Genomic DNA, 1,123 nt, shown 5'->3' with positions numbered 1-1,123 from the left:
GGCAGCCACATGGCTAACAATTCATTCGAGGCGGACGGCTACGCCGCCGCTCAATTCCAGCGTTAGCGCTTACAGGGATGGTCGTGAAATCTAGACGCTTACTTGCGCCGTTGATAGGAGTCGCATTGCTGCTTGTGAGCATGGGCGCGCTGGCCATCAAGCCGCCGCCACCTCGAACAAAAGTGCAATTGGCCGGTGTTTGGGTTGGCCCGGACGCGTGGGGTGCAGTGCTTCGCCTAGAGCTGAATAGTGTTGGGCAAGGGCGCTTGGTTGTCCGCGACCATGATTCAAAAGGCAACCTCGCCGTCTACAAAGTTGTGCTAACAAAGATCAACGTAAACGAGCTTTCCTTTGTGGTTTCACCAATCACTAAAGGAGCTGCCAACATCGCTTTGTATGGCATTAACGATTCGAACGCCATCGACCTGGTGCGCTACCTGAAAGATTTCGGTGACGGCTATGGTGTTCGTGCGTTACTCATTCGCCAAAGCGATCTACAGTCGGGCTTACAAGATCTCAAAGCTGCTGGCTCCGAGGCACCTGCTCAGCCAGCGCGCTAACAACTCGTTCAAGGCGGACGGCTTCGCCGCCGCTTAACTCCAGCGTTAGCCGTCAGGAACCATGACCCATGGACCTCGTTGCTACCTTCCGCAAGTCACTTGCTACAGAGCTTGCGCTTCGCGACTTGGGCGTTTCGATGTGGCGCGGCGGCACGCGCACATCCAATCATTTGCTCGAGATCTCAACTGCACCCCAAGCCACGGTCCTTTACGTCAAAGGCAGCTCCAACACACCAGGTTTTTGGGGGCTCACCAAGAATCAGCTAGATCGCCTTAGCAGCTCCAACAGCAGATGGCTCTGTGTCTTTCTTCATAAGAGCTCATCCACTGGGTATCTACTTACCGGCGGTCAAATCTTGTCGCGAGTCCGTGATGGAGAACTGACACTTTCAGGAGATGGGGATTACAAGGTCAACGAGCGCTCTGAGTTCGTTCGGCCACAGTACTTCGAAGGCATTCAAGCATTAGTTTCCCGTGCGCTGTAGCACGGCTAACAACTCGTTCAAGGCGGACGCCTCCGGCGCCGCTTAACTCCAGCGTTAGCCATCAAGAGCATGAACATT

At 54.8% G+C, this 1,123-nt stretch carries 2 protein-coding genes; both read left to right on the top strand.

Features of this window, described 5'->3' with window-relative positions; genetic code table 11:
• Window positions 1-83: 83 nt before the first annotated feature.
• On the top strand, window positions 84-560 hold the full coding sequence (locus GSQ75_RS12265) for a hypothetical protein (RefSeq protein WP_158755174.1): 477 nt from the start codon (window positions 84-86) through the stop codon (window positions 558-560).
• A 68-nt stretch (window positions 561-628) separates the two neighbouring features.
• The gene (locus GSQ75_RS12260) at window positions 629-1,045 is read left to right on the top strand and encodes a hypothetical protein (RefSeq protein ID WP_158755173.1); all 417 of its coding nucleotides are present in this window, start codon (window positions 629-631) and stop codon (window positions 1,043-1,045) included.
• Window positions 1,046-1,123: the final 78 nt, after the last annotated feature.

The organism is Dyella sp. S184 (genome assembly GCF_009766065.1).
In the GTDB taxonomy this organism is placed as follows: Bacteria; Pseudomonadota; Gammaproteobacteria; order Xanthomonadales; family Rhodanobacteraceae; genus Rhodanobacter.
This window is presented reverse-complemented; position numbering and strand designations above follow the sequence as displayed.

What these genes read in the sequence shown, in the direction of transcription:
- GSQ75_RS12260 (WP_158755173.1), top strand. Translation starts at nt 629, where the DNA reads ATGGACCTCGTTGCTACCTTCCGCAAGTCACTTGCTACAGAGCTTGCG.